This window comes from Streptomyces sp. NRRL S-340, assembly GCF_000720185.1.
Lineage (GTDB): Bacteria > Actinomycetota > Actinomycetes > Streptomycetales > Streptomycetaceae > Streptomyces.
This window is the reverse complement of the sequence record NZ_JOIY01000035.1, coordinates 41,875-59,920: the sequence shown is the minus strand read 5'-3', so window position 1 is coordinate 59,920 and position 18,046 is coordinate 41,875. Positions and strand designations below refer to the sequence as shown.

Genomic DNA, 18,046 nt, shown 5'->3' with positions numbered 1-18,046 from the left:
GCCGCTCGTTCTCCTGCGGTGTCTCCTGGTATGCCCGTGCATGCCGGGGTACGTCTTTATTGCCCCACATTCCCTGAGTCAAGGACCGTGATCGACGTGAAGGTCGGCATCCCCCGCGAGGTCAAGAACAACGAGTTCCGGGTGGCCATCACCCCGGCCGGCGTGCACGAGCTGGTGCGAAACGGCCACCAGGTCGTCGTCGAGCGGAACGCGGGCGTCGGCTCCGCGATCCCGGACGAGGAGTACGTGGCGGCCGGCGCCGAGATCCTCGGGACCGCCGACGAGGTCTGGGCCGCCGCCGACCTGCTGCTGAAGGTCAAGGAGCCGATCGCGGAGGAGTACCACCGCCTCCGCAAGGACCAGATCCTCTTCACCTACCTGCACCTGGCCGCCTCCAAGGAGTGCACCGACGCCCTCCTGGAGTCCGGCACCACGGCGATCGCCTACGAGACCGTCGAGCTGCCCGGCCGCGCGCTGCCGCTGCTCGCCCCGATGTCCGAGGTCGCGGGCCGCCTCGCCCCGCAGGTCGGCGCCTACCACCTGATGCGCGCGGCCGGCGGCCGCGGCGTGCTGCCGGGCGGCGTCCCGGGCGTTCCGGCCGGCAAGGCCGTCATCATCGGCGGCGGCGTCTCCGGCTGGAACGCCGCGCAGATCGCCATCGGCCTGGGCTTCCACGTGACCCTGCTCGACAAGGACATCAACAAGCTCAAGGAAGCCGACAAGATCTTCGGCACGAAGATCCAGACCGTCGTCTCCAACGCCTTCGAGCTGGAGAAGGCCTGCCTGGACGCCGACCTCGTGGTCGGTGCCGTCCTCATCCCGGGCGCCAAGGCCCCGAAGCTGGTCACCAACGAGCTGGTGTCGCGGATGAAGGCCGGGAGTGTCCTTGTCGACATCGCGATCGACCAGGGCGGCTGCTTCGAGGACTCCCACCCGACCACGCACGCCGAGCCGACCTTCAAGGTCCACGAGTCGGTGTTCTACTGCGTCGCCAACATGCCCGGCGCGGTCCCCAACACCTCGACCTACGCGCTGACCAACGCGACGCTGCCGTACATCGTCGAACTCGCCAACCGCGGCTGGGTGGAGGCGCTGCGCCGCGACGCCGCGCTCGCCAAGGGTCTCAACACCCATGACGGCAAGGTGGTCTACAAGGAGGTCGCCGAGGCGCACGGCCTGGACCACGTCGAGCTGGAGACCCTGCTCGGCTGAGCCCCGGCGTCGAGGAGTCGACCAAGTCACCCGACGGAAAAAGGCGATACGTCAACTCGTGTCGTCAACGCCACGCACCCGGCCGGACCTTGCCCCACAAGGTCCGGCCGGATGTGTGTATGGTCACTTCGCCGCACACGGCCAACTCGCCTCGAACGCAACCATTCGACCGATTCACGCACCGGTGAAACCTGCTGTGCGACGGTCGTACGCCCTTGACAGAGGGATGTTTCATTGCCGACACATCGGGCCGGGTCCGGCGGATTGTGTTGCTGCGGACGCCCGACACGCCATAGAGTCGCCAACCGTCGGCATGGTGCCACGCTGACCTGTCTAGAAGTTCCCTGGTCACCAAGGAGGTAAGACGACTTGTGAATGAGTCGACATTTTCTCCCGGGGGTGGTCAACCAGGAATGCCTGCGCGGGGCCAGAGCCCCGCGGGGCTCGAGGCTGTCGGCTCCGTCGCTGTGCGCACCTTCGCAGCCCACCAGGGTCACCGGTTCCCGCTGGTGACCCAGCCAGGACACCAGAGCATGGATGGCCATCACGTGAACGCCATGGCCGGCGACGGAAGTGGCGCGCCCCACAACCACTTCGCCGACTACGACGAACTGCCCGAGGGGCACTTCTACGACCCCGACGCCGAGTACGAGCCCGATCCCGAGTACGCGGCCACACTCGCGCCCGACGCGGCCCGCCAGCGCCGTGAGCGCATCGGTCCGACCGGACGCCCGCTGCCGTACTTCCCGATCCCCGGTCCGCTGACCGACCACGGTCCCGCGAAGATCATCGCGATGTGCAACCAGAAGGGCGGCGTCGGCAAGACGACGTCGACCATCAACCTGGGTGCCGCGCTCGCGGAGTACGGACGCCGGGTGCTGCTCGTGGACTTCGACCCGCAGGGCGCGCTGTCGGTGGGTCTCGGCGTCAACCCCATGGAGCTGGACCTCACCGTCTACAACCTGCTCATGGAGCGGGGCATGTCCGCGGACGAGGTCCTGCTGAAGACCGCGGTCCCCAACATGGACCTGCTGCCCAGCAACATCGACCTGTCGGCCGCCGAGGTGCAGCTGGTCTCCGAGGTCGCGCGCGAGTCCACGCTCCAGCGGGCGCTCAAGCCGCTGATGGACGACTACGACTACATCGTCATCGACTGCCAGCCCTCGCTCGGCCTGCTCACCGTGAACGCCCTGACGGCCGCGCACAAGGTGATCGTGCCGCTGGAGTGCGAGTTCTTCGCGCTGCGCGGTGTCGCGCTGCTGACCGAGACGATCGAGAAGGTCCAGGAGCGCCTCAACCCCGACCTGGAGCTGGACGGCATCCTCGCCACGATGTACGACTCGCGCACCGTGCACAGCCGTGAGGTGCTCGCGCGTGTCGTCGAGGCGTTCGACGACCACGTCTACCACACGGTCATCGGGCGCACGGTCCGCTTCCCGGAGACCACGGTCGCCGGTGAGCCGATCACCACGTACGCCTCCAACTCCGTCGGTGCCGCCGCCTACCGCCAGCTCGCCAGGGAGGTGCTCGCCCGGTGTCACGCCGAGTGAGTCTGCCGGGGGCCGACGAACTGTTCCGTACGACAGGGGGGACCGCGCTCCAGGCGTCCACTCCCCGGCGCCAGCCGGGCGGCGAGGCCCGGGTACCGGCTCCGGCGGGCGAGAGCGACGCCACGGCCGTCCCGGCGGAGGACGCGCCGCAGGCGGTGCCCGCGCAGGGCGGCGACGGCGAGGGCGCCGAGCACGCGGCGGCCGACGCCGAGCCGGCCGAGTCGGGCGAGTCCCGCAGCCGCGGCCCCGCGGGCGCCGGGGCGGAGCGCGGAGGGCGGCGCCAGGCGGCGCCGGAGGGTTCCGCGGCGGGCGCCGCGGGGGCGGCCCGCAAGCGCGGGAGGTCGGCGGCGCGCCGTCCCAGCGGGCGCGAACGGCACGACGAGAAGATCACGGTGTACGTCTCCGCCGAGGAGCTCATGGACCTGGAGCACGCGCGCCTGGTCCTCAGGGGCGAGCACGGCCTGGCCGTGGACCGGGGCCGCATCGTGCGCGAGGCGGTCGCCGTGGTCCTGGCCGATCTGGAGTCCCGCGGGGACGCGAGCATCCTCGTCCGCCGGCTGCGCGGACGGTAACGGTAGCCTGCGGAGGCCATGACCTCGAACGACGTTCCGCCCGCAGGCCCGGGCCCCGCCGCCGCCCGCAGGCGTGCGCTGGGGAGGGGACCGGGGACGAGCGCTCCGCCGCCGGAGCCCGCCCCGCCCGCCGCACCTGCCCCGTCGACGGCGCCCGACGCACCGCCGGCGCCCGTCGTGCCGGATCCCGCCGACCCTGTTCCGCCGGCCCGGCGGCCCGCGCCCGAGTCGCACGCGGAGCCGGAGGCGCCCGCGGAGCCGGCCGTCCCGGCCGGAGCGGGCGTCGTCCCGGCGGAACCGGCCGGTCCGCGCGAGGAGCGGACTCCCCGCCCCGGCAGCCCGGTAGGCACGGACGGCGCGGCGGGCGCGGGCGGGACGGGTGGCGCGGACGGCACCGGAGTTGCCGAGGGCGCGCCCGGTACCGGTGGTATCGGCGGCGCGGGCGGTGCCGGTGGTGCCGAGGGGGCGGGCGGTGCCGCGAGCGCCGGGACGGCAGCGAGCGACGACGGTGTCTTCAAGGTCCGGCTCGCCAACTTCGAGGGACCCTTCGACCTGCTGCTCCAGCTGATCTCCCGGCACAAGCTCGACGTCACCGAGATCGCCCTGTCGAAGGTGACCGACGAGTTCATGGCGCACCTGCGCGCCATGGGACCCGAGGGCGACCTGGACCGGACGACCGAGTTCCTGGTGGTGGCGGCCACGCTGCTCGACCTGAAGGCGGCCCGGCTGCTGCCCGCCGCCGAGGTGGAGGACGAGGCCGACCTCGCCCTCCTGGAGGCCCGGGACCTGCTCTTCGCGCGCCTGCTCCAGTACCGCGCGTACAAGCAGATCGCCGACATCTTCAACGGGCGGCTCGACGAGGAGGCCCGGCGCCACCCCCGCACCGTCGGGCTCGAACCGCACCACGCGGAGCTGCTGCCCGAGGTCGTCATCAGCATCGGCCCCGAGGGGTTCGCGCGGCTCGCCGTCAAGGCGATGCAGCCCAAGCCGAAACCGCAGGTGTACGTGGACCACATCCACGCACCGCTGGTCAGCGTGCAGGAGCAGGCGGGGATCGTCGTCGCCCGGCTGCGGGAACTGGGGGAGGCCAGCTTCCGCACACTGGTCGAGGACACCGACGACACCCTGACCGTCGTGGCGCGGTTCCTCGCGCTGCTGGAGCTGTACCGCGAGAAGGCCGTGGCGCTCGACCAGGAGACGGCGCTCGGCGACCTGCTCGTGCGCTGGACCGGCGGGGACGGCGACGCGCGGACCATGGTGACCGACGAGTTCGACCGGCCGCGCGAAACCCCCGCGGAACCCGGGGCGGACGACCCCGCAGCGGGCGGCCCCGGATCGGCCGGCCCCGGAGAGGACGAGCCCGGCGCGGATGAGCCCCGGGGAGACGAGGAGGAGAAGGCGTGAGCGAGGAGACCACCGAACTGCCCTTGGGCCTGCGCGGCGTCGCCGGCCTCGGCCTCAAGCCCGCCCTGGAGGCTGTCCTGATGGTCGTGGACGAACCCGCCACGGAGGAACTGCTGGCGAAGACGCTCCAGCGGCCCCGGCGGCAGGTCGCGGACGCGCTGCGGGAGCTGGCCGACGAGTACACCGTGCAGGGGCGCGGCTTCGAACTGCGGCGGGTCGCCGGCGGCTGGCGCTTCTACACCCGCCCCGAGTACGCCGCCGCCGTCGAGGGCTTCGTCCTGGACGGGCAGCAGGCGCGGCTCACCCAGGCCGCGCTGGAGACCCTGGCGGTGGTCGCCTACCGCCAGCCGGTCAGCCGCAGCAGGGTCTCCGCGGTCCGCGGAGTCAACTGCGACGGCGTGATGCGCACCCTCCTCCAGCGCGGACTGGTCGAGGAGGCGGGCGCGGAACCCGAAACAGGTGCGATCCTGTACAGGACGACGAACTACTTCCTGGAGCGGATGGGCCTGCGCGGTCTGGACGAGCTCCCGGAGCTGGCGCCCTTCCTCCCGGAGGCGGAGGCGATCGAGGCCGAGACCCAGGAAGCCGTACCGTCGTTCGACCCGGACGCCCCGGACCCCGACGAGGGTCACGGGACGCACATGACTGACACGACGACGACGGAACTTTGATGCGAAGCAGCGGCAGCGGCAAGAACGGCGGGCGCGGTAACCACCGCGGCGCCGGCAACGACAGGGACCAGAAGCAGGGGCAGGGCCGCCCCCGCAAGCCCCGCCCCGAGGAGCGCCGCTACGACGTGGGCCCCGGCGCCACCAAGGACGGCCCGAAGGCGGGGCGCGGCGGCGCGGCCCGGGGCGGCGCCAAGGGCGGCCCGAAGAAGGCCGAGGCCCAGCGCGGGCGGTCGGCGCCCGCGCGCTCCCGTGAGTACGAGGCGCGCGCCGAGGAGCGCAACCGCGAGCGGTACGCGGACAAGAAGGACATCAAGCTGCCCAAGACCTTCCCGGGCGCCGAGCAGGAGGGCGAGCGGCTGCAGAAGGTGCTCGCCCGCGCCGGGTACGGTTCGCGGCGCGCCTGCGAGGAACTGATCGAGCAGGCCAGGGTCGAGGTCAACGGCGAGATCGTCCTGGAGCAGGGCCGCCGGGTCGACCCGGAGAAGGACGAGGTCAAGGTCGACGGCCTGACCGTGGCCACGCAGTCGTACCAGTTCTTCTCGCTGAACAAGCCCGCCGGTGTCGTCTCCACCATGGAGGACCCCGAGGGCCGGCAGTGCCTCGGCGACTACGTCACCAACCGTGAGACGCGCCTGTTCCACGTCGGCCGGCTCGACACCGAGACCGAGGGCGTCATCCTGCTCACCAACCACGGTGAGCTGGCGCACCGCCTGACCCACCCCAAGTACGGCGTGCGCAAGACCTACCTCGCGCACATCGTCGGCCCGATCCCGCGCGACCTGGGCAAGCGCCTCAAGGACGGCATCCAGCTGGAGGACGGCTACGCGCGCGCGGACCACTTCCGGGTCGTCGAGCAGACCGGCAAGAACTACCTCGTCGAGGTCACCCTGCACGAGGGCCGCAAGCACATCGTGCGGCGCATGCTCGCCGAGGCCGGATTCCCGGTCGACAAGCTGGTCCGCACCGCGTTCGGCCCCATCACCCTGGGCGACCAGAAGTCGGGCTGGCTGCGGCGCCTGTCCAACACCGAGGTCGGCATGCTGATGAAGGAAGTCGACCTGTAGGCGGTACGCCTCCCCCCGGGCCCGGGGGGATTCCGGGCCCGGGCCCGGGTCTCCGGCAGGTCCGGCGGCCGGTGTGCGCAGACGGGCTGACGGCGTCGCGCCTTCGCCCGGTCCGGCGCCGTGGCCGGGCCGGTGTGCGCAGACCGGCGGACCGTGTCGCCGCCGGTCTGTGTCCGTCCCGGCCGCCCGGGACCGTCTACGCGGGGCCGGCCGGGTGGTGGGCGAGGGCCGAGGCGTGGCGGACACGGACCAGGAAGTCCTCCACGCGCCGCTGGTCGGGTTCCGCGGGGAGCGGGGTGCGCCGGCCCGCCCGCTCGGCCTCGTCGGCCAGCCGGCCCGCCCAGGACTCCACCTCGGACCAGGAGACCTCGCCGCGCTTCACGGCCAGCAGACGGGGCCGCGCGTCGCCGACGTCGAGGGCCAGGCGCCCCGTGCGCAGCAGGTCCCGGGCGCTCGCCAGCAGCCGCAGCAGATGCATCGCGTGCTTCCAGCGCGGGGCGCCGTGCGCGCGTACGTCGGCGTCGAGCCTGCGGCGCTGGTCGCGGGCGTAACCGATGAAGGTGGCGTGCACCCTGCGGGACAGGAACGCCTCGCGCAGGGCGAGCAGTTCGCGGCCGGTGCCGTCGGCGTGCTCCACGAGCGGGGAGTGCAGGCACTCCAGGATGTTCGGATTGCCGCGCAGCGCCAGCGCGCAGAAGCGCTCCAGTTCCCAGCTGAACTGTTCGGGCCGGGGCCCCTCGACGTGCGCCGGAGGCTTCTCGAAGCGCCAGAAGAGCGGGGCGGGGGCGACGAAGACACCACGACGGTCCGTGTCACTGCTCTCCGTCGCCAGCCCGAAAGCCCGCGAGCCCATCACACAGGCGTAGATCGTGTGGTCGCGTACCAGGTCCTCGGGCTGCATGCCCGGGAGCGTACGCGGACCGTCAGGCCAGGTGGATGGAATTTCCCTCCACCTTGATCTCCTTGGGGGCCAGCGGCCGGGCCGCCGGGCCGTGGGCCACCGAGCCGTCGGCGGCATGGAACATGCTGCCGTGGCAGGGGCAGGCGATGGTGCCGTTCTCCACCGAGGCGACGGTGCAGCCCTGGTGGGTGCAGATCGCGGAGAAGGCCTTGAACTGGCCCTTCACCGGCTGGGTGACGACGACCCCGTGCTCCTTGATGATCTTTCCGCCGCCGACCGGGACGTCACTGGTCCGCGTCAGTTCCGCGCCGGCGGCCGTGCTGTGCGACGGGGACGCGGCGGCGGCCGTGGTCGGCGGGGTTGTGGACGGGGTCTGCGGTGCCGCCGAGGCGGCGTCCGCGGCGGACGTGCTGCCGCCGCCCGAGTTCGAGTCGCTGCAGCCGGCGGCGAGTGCCGCCGCGGCGCCCGTTGCGAGAACCGTGCGCCGGGTCGATCCCTGAGTCATGCCGTCACTCCGAGGGGTGCCGAGGTGGGGGGAGCCGCTCCGAGCGGAGCGGAAGCATCTTCGCACCGAAGACTCCCAAGCCGAAGTAAATCGGCGTCGAATGGTGCAAATGGTGCAGCGCTGTGCGTCTGCTCGCGGCCGGGCGCGTCCTCGCCCCTCGCCCCGGGGGCTGCCCGCCCCCCCCGCCCCGCGTGTACTCGCCCCCGGCCCGGGCGCGTTACCGCCCCGCCCTGGCCCGTACCTGCCCCGTCCCCGCCCTGGCTCGTCCCGGTCCCGCCCCCGGCGGGGAGCCGCCGTACCGCTCCGGTGGCTTCGCCTCCCGTCTCAGCGGGCGGGCGCCGCGCGGGGACCGCCGGCCGCCTGACTAGGCTGGTCGGCCACGAGCCGGTACACCGGTGCACGACAACCGGTACACACGTCAGCGAGGAGCAGCGCCGTGGCGGTACGAGCGGTCCGGGGGGCCGTCCAGCTGGAACAGGACGACGCCGGTCACATGAGCGAGCAGGTCGGGGCCCTGCTGAGGGCCGTCCTGGAACGCAACGGCCTGACCCCCGACGACCTGATCAGCATCTGGTTCACGGCCACCCCCGACCTGCACAGCGACTTCCCCGCCGTCGCCGCCCGCCGGCTCGGCATCGTGGACGTACCGTTGATCTGCGCGCAGGAGCTGGACATCGAGGGCGCGATGCCCCGCGTGGTCCGCGTCCTCGCGCACATCGAGACCGACCGGCCGCGCGCCGAGATCGCCCACGTCTACCTCGGGGCGGCGGCCGCCCTGCGCAAGGACATCGCCCAGTGAGGAACGCACTCGTCATCGGCACCGGTCTGATCGGCACCTCGGCCGCGCTGGCGCTCGTCCGGCGCGGCGTGAGCGTGCACCTGGCCGACCGGGACCCCGAGCAGGTCCGTACCGCCGTGGCGCTCGGCGCCGGCACGGGCGAGGCGCCCGAAGGAGCCGTCGACCTGGCCATCGTGGCCGCCCCGCCCGCGCACGTCGCCGGGGTGCTCGCCGACGCCATGCGCCGGGGCGTGGCCCGCGGCTACCTGGACGTGGCCAGCGTCAAGGGCGGCCCGCGCCGCGAGCTGGAGTCGCTGGGCCTGGACCTCAGCGGCTACATCGGCACCCATCCCATGTCGGGCCGGGAGAAATCCGGCCCGCTGGCCGCGACCGCCGACCTCTTCGAGGGCCGCCCCTGGGTGCTCACCCCCACCCGCGACACCGACACCGAGGTCCTCAACCTCGCCCTGGAGCTGGTCTCCCACTGCCACGCGGTCCCGGTCGTCATGGACGCCGACGCCCACGACCGCGCGGTGGCCCTCGTCTCCCACATGCCCCAGCTGGTCTCCAGCACGGTCGCCGCGCGTCTGGAGCACGCCGAGGAGGCGGCCGTGCGGCTGTGCGGGCAGGGCATCCGGGACGTCACGCGGATCGCCGCCTCCGAGCCGCAGATGTGGATCGACATCCTCTCGGCGAACCCGGGCCCGGTCGCCGACCTGCTCGCCGACGTCGCCGCCGACCTGGACGAGACGGTGCGGGCCCTGCGGGCACTGCAGTCCTCCGACGAGGCCAAGCGCATGGAGGGCGGTGCCGGTGTCGGGGACGTGCTGCGGCGGGGCAACGCCGGACGGGTCCGGGTGCCCGGCAAGCACGGCTCCGCGCCCAGGGCGTACGAGGTCGTCGCCGTGCTCATCGACGACCAGCCGGGACAGCTGGCCCGCATCTTCGCCGACGCCGGGACGGCCGGGGTCAACATCGAGGACGTGCGTATCGAGCACGCCACCGGGCAGCAGGCCGGCCTGGTGCAGCTGATGGTCGAGCCGAAGGCGGTCCCCGTGCTGACGGCGGCCCTGCGGGAACGGGGCTGGGCGCTGCGGCAGTGAGGACCGCAGCCGCGGAGGCGGGGGGCGGACCCCGCTGCGCGGGAGGCCGCACCCTCCGGCAGTCGGAGGGTGCCCGGGCAGCCAGTAACCTTGTGCGGGGGCCCCTGGGTCCCGTACACCTGCCCGCCACCCTTCACCAGGAAGGTGCCCCGCTGTGGAACACGGCGCCGCCCGGACCGCCCAGCCCGTGATTGTCGCCATCGACGGCCCCTCCGGCACGGGCAAGTCGAGCACCTCGAAGGCCGTGGCCGCGCAGCTCGGCCTGAGCTACCTGGACACCGGCGCCCAGTACCGGGCGATCACCTGGTGGATGGTGACCAACGGGATCGACATAGAAGACCCGACCGCCGTCGCCGCCATGGCCGGCAAGCCCGTGATCGTCTCCGGCACCGACCCGGCGCACCCGACGATCACCGTCGACGGCGTGGACGTGGCCGGTCCGATCCGCACCCAGGAGGTCACCTCCAAGGTCAGCGCCGTCAGCGCGGTGCCGGAGGTGCGGACCGTCATCACCGAACTGCAGCGCTCCCTGGCCGGCGGCGCCGAGCACGGCATCGTCGTCGAGGGCCGCGACATCGGCACGACGGTGCTGCCGGACGCCGACCTGAAGATCTTCCTCACCGCCTCGCCCGAGGCCCGTGCCGCCCGCCGCAGCGGCGAGCTGAAGAACACCGACGTGCACGCCACCCGCGAGGCCCTGATCAAGCGGGACGCGGCCGACTCCAGCCGCAGCACCTCCCCGCTGGCCAAGGCGGACGACGCGGTCGAGGTCGACACCACCGACCTCACGCTGGCCCAGGTCATCGAGTGCGTCGTCACCCTCGTCGAGGAGAAGCGGGGCGCCGGGCAGGCGCGGGCCGCCGAGGAGAAGCGGGCGGCGCTGTGAGTCTTCCGTCGGAGCGTACGGCGGCTGTGCCGTCGGAGCGCGGTGCGGACGTCGGCCGCCGCATCGGCGTCGGGCTGATGTACGGGCTGTGGCGCCCGCGGGTGCTGGGGGCCTGGAAGGTGCCGGCGAGCGGCCCGCTGATCTTCGCCGTCAACCACTCGCACAACGTCGACGGCCCGATGGTCATGGGCGTGGCGCCCCGGCCCGTGCACTTCCTGATCAAAAAGGAAGCGTTCATCGGTCCCCTCGGCTCCTTCCTGACCGGCATCGGCCAGCTCCAGGTGGACCGGCACCGCGCGGACCGCACGGCGATCACGCGGGCGCTGGGCGTGCTGGAGCAGGGCGGCGTCCTCGGCATCTTTCCCGAGGGCACCCGCGGCGAGGGCGACTTCGCCTCGCTGCGCGCGGGCCTGGCCTACTTCGCCGTCCGCAGCGGGGCGCCGATCGTCCCGGTCGCCGTCCTGGGAAGTTCCGAGCGGCGGGGACGGTTGATAAAGGGGCTGCCTCCGCTGCGCTCGCGCGTGGACGTGGTCTTCGGCGAGCCCTTCGAGGCCGGCGACAGCAGTGGCAGGCGCACCCGGCGGGCGCTGGACACGGCCACCGAGCACATCCAGAAGCAGCTCGCCGACCACCTGGAAAACGCCAGGCGCCGCACCGGGCGCTGAGCAACACTTGAGTAGTGGATCACCGCGAACGGCTGTGTTCCACCGACCACCACGATGAACTACGAGGTACGGACTTCATGAACGACGACATCCAGCCCGACGGCTCGGCCGAGCACGAGTACGAGCACGGGGCGCTCGGTGACGCCGAGTACGCGGAGTTCATGGAGCTGGCCGCCGAAGAGGGCTTCGACCTGGAGGACGTGGAGGGCGCCATCGAGGCCGCCGGACACGGCCCGCTGCCCGTGCTCGCCGTCGTCGGCCGCCCCAATGTCGGCAAGTCGACCCTGGTGAACCGCATCATCGGCCGCCGCGAGGCGGTCGTCGAGGACAAGCCCGGCGTCACCCGCGACCGCGTCACCTACGAGGCCGAGTGGGCGGGCCGCCGCTTCAAGGTCGTCGACACCGGCGGCTGGGAGCAGGACGTCCTCGGCATCGACGCCTCCGTCGCCGCCCAGGCCGAGTACGCCATCGAGGCCGCCGACGCGGTCGTCTTCGTCGTCGACGCCAAGGTCGGCGCCACCGACACCGACGAGGCCGTCGTCCGGCTGCTGCGCAAGGCCGGCAAGCCGGTGGTGCTGTGCGCCAACAAGGTCGACGGCCCCAGCGGTGAGGCCGACGCCTCCTACCTGTGGTCCCTCGGCCTCGGTGAACCGCACCCGGTCTCCGCGCTGCACGGCCGGGGCACCGGCGACATGCTGGACCGGGTCCTGGAGGCGCTGCCCGAGGCGCCGCGCGAGAGCTTCGGCGGCACCGGCGTCGGCGGCCCGCGCCGCATCGCCCTGATCGGCCGCCCCAACGTGGGCAAGTCCTCCCTGCTGAACAAGGTGGCCGGCGAGGAGCGCGTCGTCGTCAACGAGCTGGCGGGCACCACCCGCGACCCGGTCGACGAGCTGATCGAACTGGGCGGCGTCACCTGGAAGTTCGTCGACACCGCCGGTATCCGCAAGCGGGTCCACCTCCAGCAGGGCGCCGACTACTACGCCTCCCTGCGCACCGCCGCCGCCGTCGAGAAGGCCGAGGTCGCCGTCATCCTGATCGACGGCTCCCAGTCCATCTCCGTGCAGGACCAGCGGATCGTCACCATGGCCGTCGAGGCGGGCCGCGCGATCGTCCTCGCCTTCAACAAGTGGGACACCCTCGACGAGGAGCGCCGCTACTACCTGGAGCGGGAGATCGAGACGGAGCTGGGCCAGGTCGCCTGGGCCCCGCGCGTGAACGTCTCGGCCCGCACCGGCCGGCACATGGAGAAGCTGGTCCCGGCGATCGAGACCGCGCTGGCCGGCTGGGAGACCCGGGTGCCCACCGGCCGCCTCAACGCCTTCCTCGGCGAGCTGGTCTCCGCCCACCCGCACCCGATCCGGGGCGGCAAGCAGCCGCGCATCCTCTTCGGCACCCAGGCGGGCACCAAGCCGCCGCGGTTCGTCCTGTTCGCCTCCGGCTTCATCGAGGCGGGCTACCGGCGCTTCATCGAGCGCCGGCTGCGTGAGGAGTTCGGTTTCGAGGGCACGCCGATCCACATCTCGGTGCGGGTGCGCGAGAAGCGCGGCGCGAAGAAGAAGTGACGCGGGCGCGCGGGTGACGCGCGCGACGTGAAAGGGCGGTCCCCGGTGCGGGGCCGCCCTTTCCCTGTCCGTACGCCGTGCGGACACCGTTCGTACGCCGGCCCCCACCTTCCGCGCGCCGCCCGCGGCCGTCCACGACCGCTGCCGGGGCGCTGTGCGCGGTCGTCGGCGCGCCGCTGCGCAGGCGTCCACCGGCCGCCGTTACGCGGCCTGTGCGTCTCCGTGGCCGTCCGCGCGCCGTCCCGCGGATGTCCGCCGGCCGCCGTCACGCGGTCGGCAGGGCGCTTGCGCCGGTGTCCGGGCCGTCAGGTGGCGCGGCGCGGGGCGGGCGGCAGCGCCGCCGGTACGTGCTGCATCCCGGTGCCGTTCTGCTGCCGCCCCAGCGTCCCGACGCGCTGCCACTGCGTCTGCTGCTGCCCCGTGCTGTGCCGGGTGCTGTAGGCCCCCGCGCCGTAGGCGATGTACGCGTTCGCCCCCGCGCCGAGGTTCCCGAACGCGACGAAGCCCAGGTCCTCCTCACCGCTGCGGTCGCCCGGCAGCGTCCGGTAGGACTTGACGTACTCGGCGTAGAGCGCGTCGTAGATCGGCGTGGTGGACGGGCCGACCGGATCCTGGGCCGGCCGTGCGGACCGGATCGGCTGGTAGGGCTGGCGGCGGGGAACGTCATATGCGTGCACGTATGTCCAAACGACCCCGGACCGGAAGGGATGCGGCCGCAGGACTCAGGTCCCCGCGAGCGGCAGCGTCGCCGCGACCAGCTTCCCCTGGGCCGCCGCCTTGTCCAGCGCGTTGCGCAGCAGGTCCTCGCGCGGCTGGCGGCCGATGGACCCGACCGGCGCCGCGAACATCAGCACCTGCTGGTGCTTGTTGGCCGCCGCCCGCCAGCCCTCGGTGACCTGGAGGGGCTGGTGCGCCTGCCACCAGGCCGCCGGACGGCCGCCCTCGGCACCCGGCTGGAGAACGGCGTGCAACTGCCCCATGGCCAGCAGCACCGACCACCCGTGCAGGACGGGCGGGACGGAATCGAGGCCGGCCACGGGCGTGTAGCCCTGCTCGGTCAGGAGCGTCAGGAAGTCGTCGCCGGGGCCGGTCGTGCCAGGCCGCACGATGGGCGCGGTCGGTTCGACGACCAGCGCGGGATGCAGTTCCCCGGCGACCAGGACGAGACCGCTGGTCACGCCGAGCACGGCCGGCTCCTGGGCCCCCTGCCGGACGGCGGCCTCCGGAGCGGCCTGCTGCGGGACGCCCTGGGCGGGCACCCCGGCGGCGCTCTGGCCGCCCGTGTCCGCGTTGATGGAGCGGACCGCGCCCCGCAGCTGCTCCTCGGTGACCTGGACCACCTGGGAGGGCAGGCAGGTGGCGTGGGCGAAGGCGAGGACGGCGGTCTCGTCCCCGACGAAGAGGACGGTGCTGGTGCGCTCCTGTTCGGAGTCGCCGGGGGTGCGGCAGGACGTGCAGTCGTAACTGCCCGGGGCGTTCTCTCCGGCGAGCAGCCGGTCGGCTTCTTCGTCGCCGATCTCGGCGCGTACGGCGTCGCTGACGTCGAGCATGCGCGGCACGGGTGGCTCCTCGGGATGCGGTGCGTGGCGGGACCGGGTGGCTCCCGGCCCATGAACCGGGAGGGCCCCCGGCTCATGAAGAAGACAACGGACGATCCGCGGGGGGAGTCACGCCCTGCGGCGCACGGAATCGCACCTCCTCCGCGCCCGGTCACACTGTGTTCGCAGAGCATCACAGATCGTCAACTCGCCGGGCGGCAGTGGATCTTCGCCGGGCGGGTGCGGGGGGATCCGGACGCGCGGCGGGGGAGCGGAAGGGCCGTCCCGAACCAGTGGAATTCCTGGGCGGAGCCGCGCCCGCGGGGGCCGCGCCGACGGGAAGCGGAATGTGGATCCGGGCGTGCCCCGAACCGGGCCCGGCGGCGTTTACCGCTCTCCGCTCACCCTCTCCCTTCTTCCCCCGGGGCTTTCCGCCGGGCATTTCCGGAGCGCTTCCCCGGCATCGGGGAATTGCGTTCGAATGGGCGCGGAAGGGGGACGCAACCGCTCGCGGGGGTGACCGAGTTCGGTGCCTCCCGCCGTGGTGATCTTGTGATGCAAACGTGACAGGAGAGGCGCATATCAGCTGATGCGACTACGGAGGGAGGCGTGCGCTTCCCTCCGCGGGGGCGGCCGGGACCGCCGGCGAGGGAGCGGCAGGGCCTACCGTGGGGAGCATGGCACCGATCCCCACTCCGCCCGCGGAGCCCCAGGACAGTCCCGAACGGTACGTCGGTCTGGAGGCCGGGCAGGCCGAGCGGCTGGCGCGCGAGCAGGGCTGGTCCACGGTCCGTTCGCTGCCGCCGGGCGCGATCATCACCATGGAGTACCGGATCGGCCGGCTCAACTTCGAGGTCAGGGACGGCCGGGTGGCCCGGGCCTGGAAGGGCTGAGGGTCCGGAGGGGCTCGGCGCCGTCCGCCGGCCGGCAGCGGCAGCGCCTGCCAGGTGCGGCGTGAGCGCCGGTCAGGAGCGGGCCGCCGGGGCCGGTGTCGTGCCGTGCGGTGCCCGCTCCGGGTGCGGCGGCCTGCGGCTGCCGGCCGGAGTGGCCGGGGTGTGCTCGGCGCGCGGCGAGTGCGGCCCCGGGGCGAGGTGGGCGGGCGGGCGGGCCGAGCGGGCCGCGCCGACCGTGCCGCGGGTCGCCGGAGCCTCCTCCGGGGCGGGGGTGCGCTGCTTGTGCACCACGGGCGTGCCGACGGGCAGGACCGGCCCGGGCACGGGGACGGACGGGCCGCGGCGGGCGCGCCAGCGGTCGCGCAGGTCGAAGAGGACGTTCTCGGTGCGGGCGATCAGCGGCTCGCACCACGGCAGCGCGAGCAGGATCAGCAGTCCCGCGGCCCAGCCGAGCACCACGTCGCTGAGCCAGTGCGTCCCCAGGTAGACGGTGGTGAGGCCGACGCCGAGCGAGGTGAGGGCCGACAGCGCCGACAGCCAGCGCCGCGCGGTCGGGGTGGAGGCCAGGTAGGCCAGGATGCCCCAGGTCACCACGGCGTTGGCGGTGTGGCCGCTGGGAAATATATCGCCGCCCAGGCCCATCTCGTTGGAGCCGATGACGGTCGCGTAGTGGGGGCCGAGCCGCCCCATGCCGTACTTCGCGGCGCCGACGGTGATGTTCAGCAGCAGCAGCGAGGCGGCGAGGGTGAGCAGCGGGCGCAGCGTGTGCTGCCGCCAGGAACGCCAGCCCAGCCAGGAGGCGACCATCACGGCGGTGGGGCCGCGCTGGCCCAGGACCACGTAGTAGTCGAGGAACGCGTGGATCTGCGGCCACTGCTGGTACGGCCGGAAGAACATGACCTGCCAGTCCAGCCGGACCAGCCAGGAGGTGGTCACCACGGCCCAGACGATCGCCAGGTAGAAGGCCAGGGTCGCCGAGAACAGCACCATCCGGTGCCTGCTCATTCTCGGCATGTCGATGTGCGCCGGCCGCTGTGGCTCACGGTCCAGCCTGGCGAACACCCGGTCCAGGCGGGTGAGGGTTCCTTCGGTACGCACCTAATCGACGTTACAGCGAGTGAGCGCAGTTCCCCGACGAATCACGTGGTTTGTGATGACGATGTGATGTGGGATTGCTCTCAACGGAGCCTGTTTTCCCCGGATTTCGCAAATGAGGACGGCCACCGGCCTGCATTTCCTTTGATCATTCCGGCCGCCCTTATCGGCTGCTTATGAATACGTTGACGGAACGCTCCGGTGGAATTCACCGTTCGTACACGGCGCGCTGTGGACGGGGGGTGCGGGGCCGCATGAGGAATGATCTTGAACGGCCTGGGGGCGCCCCTTCAGGTCAGGGCGGTCCGGAGCCGTTGAGCCAGAACGCCCCGTAGACGGCGGAGGCCAGGGCGACGGCGCCGGTCACCAGCGCCGCCCGGGAGGGGCGGAGCCGGGCGAGCGCGAGGGCGAGCGGCAGCAGCAGCGGGAAGGCGGGCAGCAGCAGGCGCGGCTTGGAGCCGAAGTAGCTCGACGCGCACAGGGCGAGCGCCGTGACGACGCCCGAGTACACCAGCAGCGCGGGCGGCTGGCCCTGCCGCACGCCGGCGACGTAGAGCCAGATCACCAGCGCCACCCCGACGATCAGCCCCACCCCGGCCAGGGCCGAGGGGAAGGAGGTCAGCTTGTCGCCGACGAAGCGCGCGAACGCGTACCCGCCGTCGAAGCCGTTGCGCCAGCCCGCCTGGACGTCGAGGTAGCCGAAGAGGCCGCCGCCGGTGCGGTGGCCGACCCACAGGACGTAGCCCGCGGCGCCGAGCGGGGCCGTCAGCATGCCGAGGAGACGGCGGCCCGGCCCGGCGGCGGGGAGCACGGGGCGGGCCGGCGCGGAGGCCGGTGCGGCCGTCGCGCGCCGGTCGTGGACGAGCCCCGCCGTCGCGCGCCGCTCGCGGATCAGGGAGACGACGGCCGCCGTCCACACGGCGGCAACCACGGCGAGCCCGACCGGCCGGGTCAGCCCGGCCGCCAGCGCCAGCGCGCCGGCGCTCGCCCAGCGGCCGGTCAGCACGCAGTACAGCGCCCACGCGGCGAGCGCCGTGAACAGCGACTCGCTGTACGCCATCGACTGCACGATCCCGACCGGCAGCACCGCCCACAGCAGCACCGCGCACACCCCGGCGCGGCGGCCGTACACGTGGTCGGCCACCGCGAAGATCCCCCAGGCCGCCGCGAGCGAGGCGAGCAGGCTGACCGCGAAGCCCGCGTCGGCGTACGACAGCGGGCTCACCGCGGCCCCCAGCCGCTCCAGCCAGGGCAGCAGCGGGAAGAACGCCAGGTCGGAGTGGACATCCCCGTTCGGCAGGCGCACCTGGTAGCCGTAGCCGCCGCCGGCGACCCTGGCGTACCAGAGGGAGTCCCAGCGCGCGGTCAGAAGCGTGTAGGCGCTCTTGCCGCGCGCCGCGCTCCACCCGGCCAGGAGCACCAGGCCCAGGGCGCGCACGGCCGCGTACCCGCACAGGGCCGGGAGGGCCCGGCGCAGGGCTGTCCGGCGGGCCACCACCACGCGCGTCGCAAGATCGGTCACGGGCTCGATTATCGACCGGGCGGGGGAGCGGCCGGACCGCCGGGCGGCCCGGCCGGACGGGCGAGTGGCGTACGCCACACGGGTTCCGTCCGGAGTGTGAGAGATGGGCCACGCTCCCCGGCGGA

General features: G+C 73.2%; 18 protein-coding genes. 12 read left to right on the top strand and 6 right to left on the bottom strand.

The features are described 5' to 3' along the window. Positions 1–87 precede the first annotated feature (87 nt). The 6 genes from ald (at position 88) to IG64_RS26180 (ending at position 6,473) form a co-directional block, all read left to right on the top strand. Positions 88–1,212, top strand: coding sequence for an alanine dehydrogenase (gene ald, locus IG64_RS26205; protein WP_037860630.1), 1,125 nt, complete (start codon positions 88–90; stop codon positions 1,210–1,212). A 413-nt stretch (positions 1,213–1,625) separates the two neighbouring features. Beyond that, positions 1,626–2,762 carry a ParA family protein gene (locus IG64_RS26200; RefSeq protein WP_078884225.1) on the top strand — a complete coding sequence of 379 codons (1,137 nt, stop codon included), beginning with the start codon at positions 1,626–1,628 and terminating at the stop codon, positions 2,760–2,762. Further along, entirely contained in the window at positions 2,747–3,334 is a 588-nt protein-coding gene (locus tag IG64_RS26195; RefSeq protein WP_078884224.1) for a hypothetical protein, read from the top strand. The genes IG64_RS26200 and IG64_RS26195 overlap by 16 nt, the downstream gene beginning before the upstream one ends. An 18-nt stretch (positions 3,335–3,352) precedes the next feature. After that, positions 3,353–4,738 carry a segregation and condensation protein A gene (locus IG64_RS26190; protein WP_234438615.1) on the top strand — a complete coding sequence of 462 codons (1,386 nt, stop codon included), beginning with the start codon at positions 3,353–3,355 and terminating at the stop codon, positions 4,736–4,738. Beyond that, complete coding sequence (scpB, locus tag IG64_RS26185; RefSeq protein WP_037860626.1) at positions 4,735–5,409, top strand: SMC-Scp complex subunit ScpB; 675 nt, start codon at positions 4,735–4,737, stop codon at positions 5,407–5,409. Before IG64_RS26190 ends, scpB begins: the two co-directional genes overlap by 4 nt. After that, positions 5,409–6,473, top strand: a complete 1,065-nt coding sequence (locus IG64_RS26180; RefSeq protein ID WP_037860624.1) for a pseudouridine synthase — start codon at positions 5,409–5,411, stop codon at positions 6,471–6,473. Before scpB ends, IG64_RS26180 begins: the two co-directional genes overlap by 1 nt. Before the next feature lie 196 nt (positions 6,474–6,669). On the opposite strand, the gene IG64_RS26175 is transcribed toward IG64_RS26180, so the two are convergent. Together IG64_RS26175 and IG64_RS26170 are read right to left on the bottom strand one after the other, a co-directional pair. Continuing rightward, complete coding sequence (locus IG64_RS26175) at positions 6,670–7,374, bottom strand: DNA polymerase beta superfamily protein (protein ID WP_037860622.1); 705 nt, start codon at positions 7,372–7,374, stop codon at positions 6,670–6,672. A gap of 22 nt (positions 7,375–7,396) precedes the next feature. Next, positions 7,397–7,879: a Rieske (2Fe-2S) protein gene (locus tag IG64_RS26170; RefSeq protein WP_037860620.1), complete on the bottom strand. Its 483-nt coding sequence runs from the start codon at positions 7,877–7,879 to the stop codon at positions 7,397–7,399. Between the two features lie 436 nt (positions 7,880–8,315). Between IG64_RS26170 and aroH the strand changes: the two genes are divergently transcribed. From aroH to der, 5 genes are all read left to right on the top strand, one after another. After that, positions 8,316–8,678, top strand: a complete 363-nt coding sequence (gene aroH / locus IG64_RS26160) for a chorismate mutase (protein WP_037860616.1) — start codon at positions 8,316–8,318, stop codon at positions 8,676–8,678. Beyond that, positions 8,675–9,760, top strand: a complete 1,086-nt coding sequence (locus IG64_RS26155; RefSeq protein ID WP_037860614.1) for a prephenate dehydrogenase — start codon at positions 8,675–8,677, stop codon at positions 9,758–9,760. Before aroH ends, IG64_RS26155 begins: the two co-directional genes overlap by 4 nt. A 154-nt stretch (positions 9,761–9,914) precedes the next feature. Next, positions 9,915–10,646 carry a (d)CMP kinase gene (gene cmk / locus IG64_RS26150; protein ID WP_051813360.1) on the top strand — a complete coding sequence of 244 codons (732 nt, stop codon included), beginning with the start codon at positions 9,915–9,917 and terminating at the stop codon, positions 10,644–10,646. After that, positions 10,643–11,311 (top strand): lysophospholipid acyltransferase family protein, encoded by a 669-nt coding sequence (locus IG64_RS26145; protein WP_199811655.1) that lies wholly within the window; start codon positions 10,643–10,645, stop codon positions 11,309–11,311. Before cmk ends, IG64_RS26145 begins: the two co-directional genes overlap by 4 nt. A 77-nt stretch (positions 11,312–11,388) precedes the next feature. Further along, entirely contained in the window at positions 11,389–12,873 is a 1,485-nt protein-coding gene (der, locus tag IG64_RS26140; RefSeq protein ID WP_037860611.1) for a ribosome biogenesis GTPase Der, read from the top strand. Positions 12,874–13,178: 305 nt separating this feature from the next. On the opposite strand, the gene IG64_RS26135 is transcribed toward der, so the two are convergent. Next, the gene (locus IG64_RS26135) at positions 13,179–13,550 is read right to left on the bottom strand and encodes a hypothetical protein (protein ID WP_037860609.1); all 372 of its coding nucleotides are present in this window, start codon (positions 13,548–13,550) and stop codon (positions 13,179–13,181) included. Positions 13,551–13,595: 45 nt separating this feature from the next. Next, the gene (locus IG64_RS26130; RefSeq protein ID WP_037860608.1) at positions 13,596–14,432 is read right to left on the bottom strand and encodes a hypothetical protein; all 837 of its coding nucleotides are present in this window, start codon (positions 14,430–14,432) and stop codon (positions 13,596–13,598) included. Between the two features lie 656 nt (positions 14,433–15,088). On the opposite strand from IG64_RS26130, the gene IG64_RS26125 reads away from it, so the two are divergent. After that, positions 15,089–15,304, top strand: a complete 216-nt coding sequence (locus IG64_RS26125; RefSeq protein ID WP_037860607.1) for an I78 family peptidase inhibitor — start codon at positions 15,089–15,091, stop codon at positions 15,302–15,304. A gap of 72 nt (positions 15,305–15,376) precedes the next feature. Here IG64_RS26125 and IG64_RS26120 read toward each other — a convergent pair whose 3' ends face one another. Next, entirely contained in the window at positions 15,377–16,402 is a 1,026-nt protein-coding gene (locus tag IG64_RS26120) for a phosphatase PAP2 family protein (protein ID WP_037860604.1), read from the bottom strand. A 292-nt stretch (positions 16,403–16,694) separates the two neighbouring features. Then, complete coding sequence (locus tag IG64_RS26115; protein ID WP_037860680.1) at positions 16,695–17,921, bottom strand: glycosyltransferase family 39 protein; 1,227 nt, start codon at positions 17,919–17,921, stop codon at positions 16,695–16,697. Between the last annotated feature and the right edge of the window lie 125 nt (positions 17,922–18,046).